Annotated in this window: 14 protein-coding genes; 10 read left to right on the top strand and 4 right to left on the bottom strand. The window is 68.8% G+C overall.

The genetic code is table 11. The annotated features are described in order from the left end of the window. Window positions 1-45 precede the first annotated feature (45 nt). The gene (locus BLU38_RS01460) at window positions 46-552 is read right to left on the bottom strand and encodes a MarR family winged helix-turn-helix transcriptional regulator (protein WP_091518737.1); all 507 of its coding nucleotides are present in this window, start codon (window positions 550-552) and stop codon (window positions 46-48) included. 113 nt (window positions 553-665) lie between these two features. Further along, complete coding sequence (locus BLU38_RS01455) at window positions 666-1,241, bottom strand: AAA family ATPase (RefSeq protein ID WP_091518735.1); 576 nt, start codon at window positions 1,239-1,241, stop codon at window positions 666-668. A gap of 119 nt (window positions 1,242-1,360) precedes the next feature. Here BLU38_RS01455 and BLU38_RS01450 point away from each other — a divergent pair, with 119 nt between their 5' ends. Then, window positions 1,361-2,044, top strand: coding sequence for an SDR family NAD(P)-dependent oxidoreductase (locus tag BLU38_RS01450; RefSeq protein ID WP_091518731.1), 684 nt, complete (start codon window positions 1,361-1,363; stop codon window positions 2,042-2,044). 14 nt (window positions 2,045-2,058) lie between these two features. Here the strand turns inward: BLU38_RS01450 and BLU38_RS01445 are convergent, their stop codons facing one another. Both BLU38_RS01445 and BLU38_RS01440 read right to left on the bottom strand, forming a co-directional pair. After that, window positions 2,059-2,691 (bottom strand): response regulator, encoded by a 633-nt coding sequence (locus BLU38_RS01445; RefSeq protein WP_456238073.1) that lies wholly within the window; start codon window positions 2,689-2,691, stop codon window positions 2,059-2,061. After that, window positions 2,691-3,854 carry a sensor histidine kinase gene (locus BLU38_RS01440; RefSeq protein ID WP_157683138.1) on the bottom strand — a complete coding sequence of 388 codons (1,164 nt, stop codon included), beginning with the start codon at window positions 3,852-3,854 and terminating at the stop codon, window positions 2,691-2,693. Before BLU38_RS01440 ends, BLU38_RS01445 begins: the two co-directional genes overlap by 1 nt. Before the next feature lie 130 nt (window positions 3,855-3,984). Between BLU38_RS01440 and BLU38_RS01435 the strand changes: the two genes are divergently transcribed. The 9 genes from BLU38_RS01435 (at window position 3,985) to pruA (ending at window position 13,271) form a co-directional block, all read left to right on the top strand. Continuing rightward, complete coding sequence (locus BLU38_RS01435) at window positions 3,985-4,680, top strand: DedA family protein (protein ID WP_091518720.1); 696 nt, start codon at window positions 3,985-3,987, stop codon at window positions 4,678-4,680. Between the two features lie 69 nt (window positions 4,681-4,749). Continuing rightward, the gene (locus BLU38_RS01430) at window positions 4,750-6,420 is read left to right on the top strand and encodes a WS/DGAT/MGAT family O-acyltransferase (RefSeq protein ID WP_091518716.1); all 1,671 of its coding nucleotides are present in this window, start codon (window positions 4,750-4,752) and stop codon (window positions 6,418-6,420) included. Next, entirely contained in the window at window positions 6,417-6,917 is a 501-nt protein-coding gene (locus BLU38_RS01425; RefSeq protein WP_157683137.1) for a DUF6912 family protein, read from the top strand. The genes BLU38_RS01430 and BLU38_RS01425 overlap by 4 nt, the downstream gene beginning before the upstream one ends. A gap of 57 nt (window positions 6,918-6,974) precedes the next feature. Continuing rightward, window positions 6,975-7,823 carry a non-homologous end joining protein Ku gene (gene ku, locus BLU38_RS01420; protein ID WP_091518709.1) on the top strand — a complete coding sequence of 283 codons (849 nt, stop codon included), beginning with the start codon at window positions 6,975-6,977 and terminating at the stop codon, window positions 7,821-7,823. A gap of 158 nt (window positions 7,824-7,981) precedes the next feature. Then, on the top strand, window positions 7,982-9,328 hold the full coding sequence (locus BLU38_RS01415; protein ID WP_091518706.1) for an MFS transporter: 1,347 nt from the start codon (window positions 7,982-7,984) through the stop codon (window positions 9,326-9,328). A 2-nt stretch (window positions 9,329-9,330) separates the two neighbouring features. Next, on the top strand, window positions 9,331-10,059 hold the full coding sequence (locus BLU38_RS01410; protein ID WP_091518702.1) for an SDR family NAD(P)-dependent oxidoreductase: 729 nt from the start codon (window positions 9,331-9,333) through the stop codon (window positions 10,057-10,059). Window positions 10,060-10,109: 50 nt separating this feature from the next. Beyond that, complete coding sequence (locus BLU38_RS01405) at window positions 10,110-10,607, top strand: 2,4'-dihydroxyacetophenone dioxygenase family protein (RefSeq protein WP_091518698.1); 498 nt, start codon at window positions 10,110-10,112, stop codon at window positions 10,605-10,607. Window positions 10,608-10,685: 78 nt separating this feature from the next. After that, window positions 10,686-11,633: a LysR family transcriptional regulator gene (locus BLU38_RS01400; protein ID WP_091518695.1), complete on the top strand. Its 948-nt coding sequence runs from the start codon at window positions 10,686-10,688 to the stop codon at window positions 11,631-11,633. A gap of 9 nt (window positions 11,634-11,642) precedes the next feature. Next, on the top strand, window positions 11,643-13,271 hold the full coding sequence (pruA, locus tag BLU38_RS01395) for an L-glutamate gamma-semialdehyde dehydrogenase (RefSeq protein ID WP_091518690.1): 1,629 nt from the start codon (window positions 11,643-11,645) through the stop codon (window positions 13,269-13,271). Window positions 13,272-13,479 lie beyond the last annotated feature (208 nt).

Genomic DNA, 13,479 nt, shown 5'->3' with positions numbered 1-13,479 from the left:
GCCCGGCGTTGATCAGGACAGTTTGATCAGTCCCCGTCAGTCCCGTCAGTCCCCGTCGATCAGGGCATCACGCAGGGCCCGCAGACCGCGTTCGAGATCGGCGACGTCGGCCGGGCTGAGACGCTGGGTGAAGATCTCCACCAGATCCTCCAGATGCGGTCCGATGGCACGGTCCAGTTCGCTACGCCCCTTGTCGGTGACGACGGCATAGACCACCCGTCGGTCGGTCGTGCTGGGCGTCCGCTGCACCAGGTCGTCGCGTTCCAGGCGCTCCATCAGCCGCGTGGTGCCGCCGTTGGTGATCGACATCCGTCGACTGAGCTCCGACATCCGTAACCGTCCCTGCGGGCTCCGCGACAACCGCAGCAAGGCCTCGAACGCCTCCGGTGCGATGCCGACCCGGGCCCGCAACGTCGCAGCGACCCGCTGTTCGAGGGCGGATTCGGCCTCGAACAGCAGTCCGGCCAGGGTGATCAGGTCGTTGTCCAGCTCGGACGCGCCGCCGACCGGCACCGTGGCGTCGATGCTGCGACTTCCGGTGGTATCGGTCATGGATCATCATCCTGCCATTCCGGGGCACCGCGGCCGAACAGTTTCGATCACAGATACCGATCGGATTCGGAACAGTGGCATCACACGCGTCCTGCGCCGACCTGCTGCTGCCGTCAGCCGTTGGCGAAGTCGACGATCGCGTCGAGCGCGGGCTGGTAGCCGTCGGTGGTGTCGACGTCGAGGGTCGGAACGTCCAGATGGATCGCGTCCCAGTCGGGGTTCACCCGCATCGCCTCGGTGTCGGCGTGCGCGCTGCGGGTCGCCACCTCGGCCAGCCGGCTGCTTCGCCGGTGCAGCAGCACCTCCTCACCCGTCCGGCAGCGGATCACCCGGACCTCCTCGGCCAACTCCAGCAGCGGGGTGAGCCCTTGCACCCACAGCCGGTGTTGGAAGGCGGCCTCGGCGACGACGGTGACACCGCCGGCCAGCAGCAGCCGTACGCAGTCGAAGAAGAGCGGGAAGGTCCGCATCGTCAACGGGTCGGAGGTCGCGGCAGCGAAACCAGGGCCGTACGCGTGCACCATCCCCTCCTTGATCTCGTCCCGGCAGATCGCGGGACAGCCGATCGCCTCGGCCAGCCGGTGCGCGAGCGTCGTCTTCCCCGAACCGGGCTGCCCACTGACCACGATCAACCGGGGGTGCAGCCGGACGAGATCGGCATCGGACGCGGCGTCAGCAGAGGTCGGCATGGCCCCAGTTCTACCAAGATCAACGAGCACAGAACAGATCTTGATCCGCGCCGCCTGCTGTGATTACTTGGGAGAAGGGCACGACCGGCAGGCGCCGTTTCACTGGCTACGCTGACGCCATGAAGTTTGTGATCACGGGAGTGCGGCGCGGCATCGGCCGGCTGGTGGCAGAGCGGCTGATCGCCGACGGCCACCAGGTGTACGGCGTGTTGCGACCCGGCTCGACCGCCGATGATCTTGATCTTGCCGGCAGCGTGCACGCCGATCTTGCCGAACCGGGATCACTGCCGGCCGCGACGAGCGATCTGACGAGGTCGATCGACCGCCTGGACGGGCTGGTGCACAGCGCAGGGATCATCGGCCGGACGCTGCTGGCGGAGAACAGTCCCGCGGACATGCAGGCGATCTTCGACGTCAATGTGCTGGCCGGTGCAGAACTGGTGCGCTGCCTGCTGCCGCAGCTGCGGCATGCGGCCGGCACCGTCGTCCTGGTGAATTCGACGTCCGGACTCAGCGCCGGACCGCCACTGTCGGCGTACGGAACCAGCAAATACGCCTTGCGGGGCTACGCCGAAGCTCTGCGGGCCGAGGAACCACGGCTGCGGGTGACGTCGATCTTCCCGAGCCGCACCGCGACCGACATGCAACGTGAGCTCCGGGCGATCGAGCAGGGCGAGTTCGTCGCCGAGGACTACCTGCGGCCGTCGACCGTCGCCGATCTGATCATCCAGGCGCTGCTGCTTCCCGACGACGCCGTGCTGACCGATGTCGTGGTCCGCCCCCGCGCTCGTCCCCGATCATGATCATCGGTCGGTGATCATGAGCTGAGGTAGCGCAACACCGCGAGCACCCGCCTGCTGTAGCCGCCGCCCGCCGGCAGCTCGAGCTTGTCGAAGATCGCGTTGCTGTGTTTCTCCACGGCTGACGCCGAGATGTACAGCGTGCCGGCGATCCCGGCATTGGTGCGGCCGTTCGCCATCTGCTCCAGCACCTGGTGCTCGCGAGCGGTCAGCCGACTCAACGGGTCGGTGTGCGAGGTCTCGCGGAACAGTTTCCGGACCACTTCCGGATCCAGCACCACGCCACCGCGCTGCACCCGGTCCAGGGCGTCCAGGAACTCCGCGACGCCCATCACCCGGTCCTTCAACAGGTAGCCGACCGCCCGACCGTCGGCCATCAGCCGACCGGTGAACTCGGTCTCCACGTACTGGGACAGCACGATGATCCCGACCTGCGGCCAGCGCCGCCGGATCTCCAACGCGGCACGGATCCCCTCGTCGGTGTGGGTCGGCGGCATCCGGACGTCGATGATCGCCAGCTCGGGCTGCTCGACCGCCATCCGCGCCAGCAGTTGGTCGGCGTCGGGGACGGCGGCCAGCACCTGGTGGCCTTCGTCGGCGAGCAGGGCGCGGACGCCCTCCCGCAGCAACGCGGCATCCTCGGCGATCATCACGTGCATGGCAGGACGGCCTCCAACCGGGTCGGCCCGGACGGTGGGCTGCTGATCGACAGGGTGCCGCCGGCCGCTTCGACGCGGCCGGTCAGACCGGCCAGACCGTGTCCCGGACGTGGTACGGCCCCGCCGACTCCGTCGTCGGTGACCCGGACCGAGAGCCGGCGGTCCGACGCCGTACCGGTCGGGCCGTCGAGCCGGACGTCGGTCCGGGTCGCCCGGGCATGCCGCGCGACGTTGGTCAGGGCCTCGGAGACGAGGTGGAAGACGCAGCTCTCGACGGCGGCCGGCAGCCGGGTCGGCGCCGCCCAGTGCACGGTCACCGGGGTTCCGGCTTGCTCGGCGAGCCGGTGCAACGCCGCGGCCAGCCCCTCCGATTCCAGGGTCGCCGGGCTGACCCGCCAGGCGACATCGCGCAGGTCGTCCAGCAGGTCGGCCGCCTCCCGCTGTGCCTGCTCGAGCAGTGCGGAGCCGGCCTGCTGCGGCTCCAGTTGTCGGCGGGCCCGGCCGACCAGCAGTCCGAGCGCCACCACGCGTTGCTGGATGCCGTCGTGCAGATCGCGTTCGATCCGGGACCGTTCGGAATCCAGTGCCCGGATCAGGTCGTGGCGGCTCACCGTGAGCTCTTCGACCCGACGTTGCAGCAGTTCGCTGCGGGTCGGCCGGAACCAGTGCTCGGCCGCGAGTCGGTCGAGTGCGGCCACCCCGGCGATCCCGGTCAGGTCGAGAAAGAGCAGGATCAGGCCGACCGGGACCAAGGCGGCGACCGTCATGCTCCGGACCGGGACGGTGGCGACGCTGTCCGCGACCGGGAGGTGGAGGTCGAACAGCCAGGACCCGAGCACCGCGACCACCGCCCAGCAGCCGTAGAGCAGCAGCCCGAGCACCACCGCCGCCAGCAGCCCGATCGGGACCCGGGTGAGGAGATAGCCGACCGACCGTGGCACGCTCGTCGGCGCGGGCGGTGCGGCCTGTCCGAAGCCGATCCACCGCTGCACCCGTCGGCACTGCCAGCCGCTGACCAGCAGTGGCATCCGGCCTCCGCGGAGCACTGCGGTGACGATCGCGGCGACCAGATCAACCGGCCAGCTCACCGCGCCGAGCCCGACGCCGACGACCGGTCGGGCCATCGAGAGCAGGCGGTCGAACGGAGGACGCACCCGGCCAGCGTACGTGCCCACGCCGAGCAGCGGATTGCGGTTTTCCGCACTCTTCATTGCGGATGAACGGCGCCGGTCCTGCGGGTCGACTCATCCCGTGCGACTGTCGGGTGCTCATACTCTCGACGTCATGATCGACAACCTGTTGACCACGATCACCGACTGGGCGATCGGCATGATGGAAGCACTCGGCGCGCCCGGCGCCGGCCTGGCGATCGCGCTGGAGAACGTCTTCCCGCCGCTGCCGAGCGAAGTCATCCTGCCGCTGGCCGGGTTCACCGCCGCACAAGGAAGGCTTGTGCTCTGGCAGGTGCTGATCTGGACCACGGTCGGTTCGGTGGTCGGGGCCCTGGTGCTGTACGGGATCGGTGCAGCCCTCGGCAGGGACCGCCTCCGTCGATTGGTGGACCGGCTGCCGTTGATCAAGCTCGACGATGTCGATCTCGCCGAGCGGTGGTTCACCCGGCACGGACCGAAGGCGGTGCTGATCGGACGACTGGTGCCGATCGTGCGGAGCCTGATCTCCATCCCTGCCGGATTGGAACGGATGTCGTTGCCGCGGTTCGTCGCCCTCACCGCGCTGGGCAGCGGCGTCTGGAACACGCTGCTGGTGTCCGCGGGCTACCTGCTCGGGTCGCGGTGGCATCTGGTCGAGGACGGGGTCGGCATCTTCTCCAAGATCGTCGTCGTCGCGGTGCTCGCCGCCATCGTGGTGTGGGTGATCCGGGCGGTCCGGCGGCGTCAGCGGACGCGAGCCGACAGGTCCGAGCAGCCGGAGGCACACCGGTCGGCGGCGGCTGAGCGGAGTCTGGATCGTCCGAACTGATCCATGCTGAACGGGCCACCGAGCGCCGAGTAGTCTGAGCCCTCGGAGCAGGTACCCCCGAGGAGTGCGATGCCGGATCGGTTGACAGCGCTGGAACAGACCACCCTGGCCCTGGACACCGCACGGACGCCGGCCACCGTCGGCACCGTCGATGTCTTCGACGCCGGCCCCGACGGATTCGACTACGAGCGGCTGATCGGTCTGATCCGTGATCGGATCCGCTACGTGCCGCGATACCGGCAGCGGATCCTGGGCGTTCCGGGCCGGCTGGCCGACCCGGTGTGGGTGGACGACGCCGACTTCGACCTGACCTTCCACGTCCGCCGGTCGGCACTGCCGCGGCCGGGCAACCGGCAACAGTTGCGGGAGTTCGCCGGTCGGGTGCTGTCCCGCCGGATGGACCGCTCCCGACCGCTGTGGGAGCTGTACCTGGTCGAGGGCCTGGAACATGATCGTTTCGCCCTGGTCGCCAAGACCCACCAGTGCGTGGTGGACGGAGTGGACACCGTCGACCTGGTTCAGGTGTTGCTGGACAACGCACCCGACGACACCGTCGCTGCGGAGGAGAGTTGGCATCCGTTGCCGGCGCCGGGACCGGTGGAGCTGGTCGCCGGTGCAGTCACCGAGGGATTGCGGGACCCGGGCCGTACGGTCAGCAACGTGCAGCATGCGTTGACCGACGCGTTCGGGGTCGCAGTGGCGGTCAGCGAAGCCGTCGGCTTCGGCGGCCCGATCGGTGATCTTGCCGCGGACGCCTTGCGCGGGACCCGAGCACCGAATCGGACGCCGTTGGCGGGCTCGGTGTCGGAGCAGCGTCGGGTGGCGGTGGAGTCGGCCGATCTGGATGATCTTCGGGCGGTCCGGGCCGAACATGATCACACCATCAACGACGTCGTGTTGGCGATGATCAGCGGCGGGCTGCGGTCCTGGCTGATGACCCGCGGGGAGAGCGTCGGCCCGGGCGCGTCGGTGACCGCGCTGGTGCCGATGAGTGTGACCGAGGACGGCGAGGAGACGTCGTTGGGCAGTCGGGTCGAGCCCCACCTGATGCGGTTGCCGATCGGAGAGCCGAATCCGTTGATCCGACTGCACCAGGTCGGCTACGGAACCCAAGCACACAAGGAATCCGGGCGTGCGGTCGCGGCCAGGGAGATCTCCGACATCGCCGGTTTCGCGCCGGCGACCTTGCATGCGCTCGGCGTCCGGGCGACCGGTGATCTGCTGCGTCGGCCGTACGATCTGTTGATCACCAACGCGCCCGGTCCGCAGTCGCCGGTCTATCTCGGGCAGGCACCGATGACGGCGAGCTACCCGGTGGTGCCGCTGTCGGCCGGACACCTGCTGGCGATCGGTGTCACCTCCTACAACGGCAAGGTGTTCATCGGTCTGAACGCCGATCGGAACGCTTTCGCCGACCTGGACGTGCTCGCCCAGTGCATCACCGACGAGCTGGACGACCTGCTCGACACCGCGGTCCGAGCCAGGGCTGAGCGGCAGCCGACCCGGGCAGCCAGCGCGGAAGCCAAGGAGCGGGTCGCCCGCCGCGCGGCGAAGAAGGCGACCGCCAAGAAGGCTGCGGCCAAGAAGACGACCGCCAAGAAGACCGCGACCAAGCACATCACGGCCAAGAAGGGGGCGGCCAAGAAGAGCGGAACCGCGCAGGAGTCGGGCACGGCGGGCCCGAGTGGCAAGGACTCCGGCAGCGCGCGGACCGGCACCGAGAGCGAGCAGCGATCATGAGCCCACAGCGACCTCGGATGATGATCTTCATCCCGCTCGACCGTGACACCGCGACGGCAGTCCGGTCGATCGGACGGACCGACGAACGACTGATCGGCTATGCCGCCACCGGTCAGCTGATCAACGCCCACGGCTACCGCACCGACGAACGCGAGGACGCCGACTACGCCGCGCAGCTGTACGCCTCGATCGCCGGGATCGCCCGCAGTGCCGACGACCGTCGGCTGGTGGTCGCGGCCGACGTGCCGATCGCGGGGGTCAGCGATCATGCCGACGACGCCGACTACGGCTCGGTCGGGGTCCGCGGCCTGGACTGGGCCGACGTCACGGCCGTCTTCGTCGACGACAACGACGCTGCCGAGGCGGTCGGCCTGGCGCGGAAGTCGATCCAGGCCCAGCCGGACGCCGGACTGGCCGGCTGGGTGGAACTGCCCGCGGTGACCGCGCTGACCGACAGCCACGAGCTGCTCTGGCACACCCCGGACGAGGCCTGGTGACCCGCTGATGTCCGCGGACCAGGGCAGAATGTCCCTTGCCTAGGGCAGACTGGGGGAATGCCACGCTCCATCTGGAAGGGCGCCATCTCGTTCGGCCTGGTCACGATCCCGGTCAAACTGTTCTCGGCGACCGAGGAAAAGGACGTCAGTTTCCGCCAGGTCCACCCCGAGGACGGCGGTCGGATCAAGTACAAGAGGGTCTGCGAGAAGTGCGGCAAGGAGATCCCGTACGCCGAGATCGCCAAGGGCTACGAGATGCCCGACGGGCGGATGGTGATCCTCGAGGCCGAGGACTTCGCCACCCTGCCGCTGGCGACGACCAAGGCCGTCGAGGTGGTGCAGTTCGTCGGCGAGGACGAGATCGACCCGACCTACTTCGCCAAGACCTACTTCCTGGAGGCCGAGGGGTCCGGCGCCAAGCCGTACGTGCTGCTCCGCGACGCGCTGGTCAAGAGCGGCCGGTCGGCGCTGGTCAAGGTGGCGTTGCGGTCGCGCGAGTCGTTGGCGCTGGTCCGGCCCAAGGACAACATGCTGCTGATGCACACCATGCTGTGGCCGGACGAGCTGCGCGACGGCAGCTTCGCCGCGCCGGCCGAGGACGTCACGGTGTCCGACGCCGAGGTGGCGATGGCGCAGAACTTCATCGATGCCCTGGCCGGCGACTTCAAACCCGAGGAGTACGCCGACAGCTATCGGGAGGCCGTCGAGGCGCTGGTCGAGTCCAAGCTCGACGGCACCGAACTGGTCGCCGAGGAGGAACCGCAGGAGGCCGAGGTCGTCGATCTGGTCGCAGCGCTGCGGGCCTCGGTCGATGCAGCCAAGAAGCGGCGCGAACAGGCCACGGCGGACGACGAATCCGACGCCGAGCCCAAGAGGTCGTCGAAGGCGAAGAAGAAGGCCGGCTGAGCCTGCTGGCTCCTGGTCCCGACCGCGGGCGGCGACCTATCGGATCTGCAAATCCGGGGCATCGCGTTTTGGCGGGTTCCGGCCGTGCTCTGTCCTCCCTAGTGTGGTGAGGCGTTCCTCCGAGCGAACAGCTCGTCGGAGCGACTCGAAGGGGAGTCATGCAGATCACGTCGTCCAGCACGACGGCCCGGACGTCCCGGGTCAACCGGGTCCGAGTGGCCGTCGTGGTCATGCTGCTGCTGGCCGGGACGATCAACTACATCGACCGGTCGACGCTGTCGATCGCGAACCACGACGTCAGTGCCGAACTCGGCCTGAGCAGCACTGAGATGGGGCTGGTGTTCTCCGTCTTCTCCTGGGCCTACGCCTTCGCCCAGCTGCCGGCCGGGCCGTTGCTGGACCGGCTCGGGGCACGGATGGTGCTCGGGATGGGTCTGATCGTGTGGTCGGCCGCGCAGGTGCTCGCGGGGCTTTCGCACGGGATCGGGCAACTGGTCGGTGCCCGGGTGCTGCTCGGCGTCGGTGAAGCACCGACCTTCCCGGCCAACGCCAAGATCGTCTCCCAGTGGTTCCCGCCGGGCAGACGAGGCGTTCCGCTCGGCGTCGCCACTGCGGCCTCGACCGTCGGGCCGGCGATCGCGCCGCCGATCCTGACCTGGTTACTGCTGGCGCACGGCTGGCGAGTGATGTTCATCGTGATCGGCGTGATCGGCATCCTGGTCGGACTGGTGTGGATGATCCTCTACCGCAGCCCGGAGACCAGGACGGCTTACCAGGAAGGGCTTGCGGCGCTCGGCGTGACGACCGAAGCGACCGACGAGCGGCAGCCGTGGAGCATCAAGGAGTGGTTGTGGCTGCTGCGGCACCGCACCAGTTGGGCGATGATCGGTGGCTTCACCGGTGTGATCTACTCGGTCTACCTGTACCTGACCTGGTTGCCGGAGTACCTGCAGTCCGAACGAGGGCTGAGCATCGCGGCGATCGGTTGGGCGCTGGTGCTGCCGTACGCGTTCGGCACCGTCGGTCAGCTGCTCGGCGGCATCGTCGGCGATGCGCTGATCAGCCGCGGCGTCCCGGTGGTGACCGCCCGCAAGATTCCGGTGGTCGGCGGGCTGCTGGTCGGCGGACTCTGCTCGATCCCGACCGCGCTGGCGCCGACGACCGGCTGGGCGCTGGTGGCGATCTGCGGCGTCCAGTTGTTCATCAACATCGCCAGCAGCGGCGGCTGGGTGATGGCGGCAACGTTGGCCGACAAGCGCACCACTGCCTCGCTGGGCAGCCTGCAGAATTTCGGCGGCTACTTCGGCGGTGCGTTCGCGCCCCTGGTCACCGGCGCTGTCGTCGGGGCCAGCGGATCGTTCGTGCTGGCCCTGCTGATCGCCAGTGTGGTGGCGGTGTTGGCCGCCGGTCTGTATGCCTGGGGTGTGCGCAAGCCGATCCCGCCGTTGCCTGCGGTCGCGCTGAACGGGGTCGACCCGACCGACGCGGACGAGACGAGGGATTGATCATGGACGGTATCAGCAGCTACCGACCCGACCTGTTCGCCGGCCGGGAGGTCGTGGTCGTCGGCGGCACCAGCGGGATCGGTCTCGCCGTGGCCGAGGCGTTCGCCCAGCTCGGCGGCACGGTCACCGCTGCGGGCCTGCTCGCCGAGCCGTTGGACGCTCGGCCCGGCGTCACCCCGTACGCGCTCGACGTCACCGATTCCGATGCCGTCGGCGCCCTGTTCGCCGACCGGCCCAGGATCGACGTCCTGGTCAACTGCGCCGGGGTGATCCGCCGGGACGCCGAGTTCGAGCTCGACGTCTTCGCCGACGTCCTGGACGTCAATCTGACCGGCACGATGCGGACCTGTGTTGCGGCGCGGGAGGCGCTGGCCGCGGCGGCTGGATGTGTGATCAACACGGCGTCGATGCACAGCTTCATCTCCGGCCCGAGGATCCCCGCCTACACCGCCAGCAAGGGCGGCGTCGCGCAGCTGACCAAGTCGCTGGCCGGTGCCTGGGCCGAGCAAGGGATCAGGGTGAACGCCGTCGCACCCGGCTGGATCGGCACCCCGTTGACCGGGGCGATCCGACACACCGCGGCCGGCGAGATGATCACCGCTCGAACGCCGATGGGCCGCTGGGGCGAATCGGACGAGGTCGCGGCCGCGGTCATCTTCCTGGCCAGCCCCGCGGCCAGCTTCGTCACCGGCAGCGTCCTGACCGTCGACGGCGGATTCCTCACCGGCTGACGACGAGCAGACCGACCGAACAACCAGACCGATCAAGATCAGGAGAGAACATGCCGACCACAGCCAACATCGCGATCTCTGCCGAAGTACCACCGGAGATCGCCGTCGCCGCCATGCCCGACGACGACCGGGTCTGGGTGCCGCAGGCCGACGGCGTCTTCTTCCGGCCTCTGCTGCTCAACCGGATCACCGGTCAGTGGTGCAACCTGCTGAAGGTCACCCGTGCCGGGATCGTCTCCCGGCATCGACATCCGTCCCTCGTGGTCGGCTACGTGATCAAGGGAAAATGGCAGTACGACGAACACGACTGGGTCGCCGAGGAAGGCGGCTTCGTCTACGAGCCGCCGGGCGAGATCCACACCCTGCGGGTGCCCGACGACTGTGCGGAGATGATCACCTTCTTCAACATCAGCGGCGCGATGATCTACGTCGACGACGACGGCAACCAGATCGGCTACGAGGACACGTTCACCAAGATCGACCTGTGCCGCGAGCATTACGCGGCGAACGGCCTCGGGGCGGACTACGTCGACCAGTTCTGTCGCTGACAATCGCCGGGCGAGCTGCCGGGTACGGGATTCGTTAGGGTCGTGCCCCGAGGGACTCGGCAGCAACGGAGGTCGGCGATGCAGCAGCTACCCGAACGGATCGCGCAACTTCGCATCGACAGACTCCGCAGTCTGCTGGCTGCCGCGCAGTACGGGAGTTTCTCCGCCGCCGCCGAGTCGCTGCAGTTGTCCCAGCCGCGGGTCAGCACCCACATCGCCGACCTGGAACGGGTGTTCCGGACCACCCTGTTCGACCGCTCCCGGCAGCCGATCGCGCTGACCGAGGCCGGCGAACGGCTGGTCGGTTACGCCCGTCGGGCGGTGGATGCGCTGCTGGAGGCCCAGGCCGGGCTGGACGAATCCGGTCAGCTGTCCGGCCGGTTGGTGATCGGGATGTATCCCTCGGCGGCCGCGACCATCTTCGGCGAGTTGGTGGCCGGCCTGGCCGCATCCAGTCCGGAGCTGGAGATCGAGCTGTGGGAAGGATCGACGCTCGAACTCGGGGTGGCACTGGCCGAAGGCGATGTCGACCTCGCGATCCGGCCGAGTGTGCCGGAGCCGGTCGCCGCGGATCGGCTGTCGTCGGCGGTGTTGTGGACCGAGCCGTTGGTCGCCGTGCTGCGGGCCGACGACCCGCTGGCCGGCGGTGCCGAGATCGAGCTGGGCGAGCTGGCCGACCGGGATCTGATCATGATCGGCGGTCCGCTCGGACAGCGGCGCCGGCCGGGAGCCTTCGAGAGCCAGCGCGCCTTCGCCCGGGCCGGTATCGAACCGCGGATTGCGCAGCAGACCAACCAGCCGCAGACGCTGCTCACCCTGGTACGGGCCGGGCTCGGCGTCGGAGTGACCAATCGGTTGGCTGTGGCCAGCGCCGGGCCCGGCGAGTTGCAGGTCCGTCGGGTGGTCGGCGAGGGCTGTCAGCGTCAGGTCCGGGTCTGGTGGCGGACGGCATCGCCGCTGACTCGGATCCACCACGCGGTGATCGACGAATGTGCCCGGCTGGGCAGACGGCTGGTGCCGCGTTAGTCTCGCTATGTGGATGCTTCGACGACTGTGCCCGTACCCGTCAACGAGAAGGTGCTCGGTTACGCGCCGGGCAGCTCCGAACGCGCCTCGCTGGAGGCGCGATTGAAGGAACTGGCCGGAGCCGGGCCGATCGAGCTGACGGCCACCATCGGCGGCCAGCAGCGCCCGGCCGGTGGTGCGTCGTTCGACGTCACGATGCCGTCGGACCGCCATCACGTCCTCGGTAGGTCGGCCGCAGCCAGCACCGACGACGCGCGGGCCGCGATCGATGCGGCGCTGGCGGCCGCACCGGCGTGGGCCGCGACACCGTTCGACGAACGGGCGGCGATCATGCTGCGCGCCGCCGACCTGCTCGCCGGACCGTGGCGGGACACCCTGAACGCGGCCACCATGCTCGGCCAGGGCAAGACCATCCAACAGGCCGAGATCGACGCCGCGTGTGAGCTGATCGACTTCCTGCGGTTCAACGTCTCCTACGCCCAGAAGATCTACTCCGAGCAGCCACTGTCGGTGCCCGGCGTCTGGAACCGGGTGGAGTACCGGCCGCTGGAGGGCTTCGTCTACGCCATCACTCCGTTCAACTTCACCGCGATCGCCGGCAACCTGCCGACCGCGCCGGCCCTGATGGGCAACGTGGTGGTGTGGAAGCCGAGCCCGACCCAGCAGTTCGCCGCCGAGTTCACGATGCGGCTGCTGGAGGCGGCCGGACTGCCGCCGGGTGTGATCAACATGCTGCCCGGCGACGGCATCGACCTGTCTTCGGTCGCACTGGCCGACCCGCGGTTGGCCGGTATCCATTTCACCGGCTCGACCAGGACCTTCCAGCATCTGTGGGGGACCGTCGGGGCCAACATCAACGCCTATCACGGCTATCCGCGGATCGTCGGCGAGACCGGCGGCAAGGATTTCCTGATCGCCCATCCCAGCGCCGATCCGGAGCCGATCGTCACGGCGTTGGTCCGCGGCGCCTTCGAGTATTCGGGGCAGAAGTGCTCGGCGGCCTCCCGGGCCTACCTGCCGCAGAGCATCTGGACCAAGATCAAGGACGAGCTGATCGACACCACCGCGGCGCTGCCGGTGGGCGACGTTCGTGATCTTGCCAACTTCACCTCGGCGGTGATCGACGAGCGCGCGTTCCGCAAGCACCATCAGCTGTTCGACCGGATTGCTGCCGGGACCGATGCCACCGTGCTCACCGGAGGGACCGCCGATGATAGCCAGGGCTGGTTCGTGACGCCGACGTTGATCAACTCCGACAACCCGCAGCACGAGATCTTCCGCGACGAATACTTCGGACCGATCCTGGGCATCCACGTCTATCCCGATGATCAGTACGAGCAGACCCTGGACCTGGTCGACTCCTCGGCGCCGTACGCCCTGACCGGAGCGGTGTTCGCCACTGACCGGGCTGCCGTCGAGTCGGCGCATCAGCGGCTCCGATTCGCCGCCGGCAACTTCTACGTGAACGACCGGCCCACCGGTTCGATCGTCGGCCAGCAGCCCTTCGGCGGAGCCCGAGCCTCCGGTACCAACGACAAGGCCGGCTCGATGTGGAACCTGATCCGCTGGGCCAGCCCGCGCGCGATCAAGGAGACCCTGGTACCGCCGACCGACCACCGTTACCCGCACATGAGCTGAACTCCCACACCCGCCGACCCGGCACTTCCTCCCCGACACGCCCGGCGTGTCGGGGAGGAAGTGCCGGGTCGGCGGGTGTGGCGTTGGCTGCCGGCGACGGCAGAGACTCGGCGGAGCGCCGAAACATGATCGACATCTGGCCAGGCCAGCGGGGACTTGGACACGGGGCGGAATCGGCTTAACACAGTCAGAACGTGCCGGCGTCGCG

The organism is Microlunatus soli (assembly GCF_900105385.1).
Taxonomy (GTDB): Bacteria; Actinomycetota; Actinomycetes; order Propionibacteriales; family Propionibacteriaceae; genus Microlunatus; species Microlunatus soli.
This window is presented reverse-complemented; position numbering and strand designations above follow the sequence as displayed.